The organism is Actinomadura sp. 7K534 (genome assembly GCF_004348575.1).
Lineage (GTDB): Bacteria > Actinomycetota > Actinomycetes > Streptosporangiales > Streptosporangiaceae > Spirillospora > Spirillospora livida.
Genome location: NZ_SMKB01000520.1, coordinates 1 through 861 on the forward strand (window position 1 = coordinate 1; position 861 = coordinate 861).

Annotated in this window: 1 pseudogene; it reads left to right on the forward strand. The window is 64.0% G+C overall.

The features are described 5' to 3' along the window. Positions 1–861, forward strand: a pseudogene (locus tag E1266_RS37505) (polyketide synthase dehydratase domain-containing protein); the annotation flags it as partial.

The window sequence follows — 861 nt, forward strand, 5'->3', positions numbered from 1 at the left end:
ATCTCCAACCTCACCGGACAAACAGCCGACCCCCACCACATCACCACCCCCCACTACTGGACCCAACACATCCGCCAACCCGTCCACTTCACCCAAAGCATCCAAACCCTCCACCAAAACAACACCACCACCTACCTCGAAATCACCCCGCACCCCACACTCACCCCACTGGTCGACACGACGATTTCGCATTTCAACGAGACGAACAGAAATGAGGAGACGCCTTCCGACGAGCGCAATGTCCTGATGGTGGCCACCCTGCGGGACGGCCATGACGAGGTCATGACGCTGCTCACCGCTCTCGGCCGCCTGCACGCTCACGGCGTCGAACTCGACTGGCCGCGGATCCTGAGTGCCTTCGGCGTTGCGGAGCCAGCTGCTCCTGTCGCTCTGCCGAACTACGCCTTCCAGCGGCAGCAGTACTGGTTGCATGCTCCGGCCGGGGCAGCGAATGTCGCATCCGCAGGTCTGGAGAGCACCGCGCACCCTCTGCTCGGTGCCTGTGTCACGCTCGCCGACGAGCAGACCACCGTGTTCACCGGGCGCCTATCGGTGGACACCCACCCCTGGCTCGCCGACCACGCGATCAACGATGTTCCCGTGCTTCCCGGTACCGGCTACCTCGAACTCGCCATCCACGCAGGTGACCACACCGGAACACCCCACATCGAAGAGCTCACCGTCCAAGCTCCCCTGTTTCTCCACAAGACCAGTCAGCTGCAGATCACCGTCAACGCCGCCGACGAGAGCGGCCGTCGCAGGCTGACCATCCACTCACGCCCCGACGATGGCGACGCCGACGAGCAGCCCTGGACCTGCCACGCCACCGGCACACTCACCCCCGCAACAACATCCGTCTCT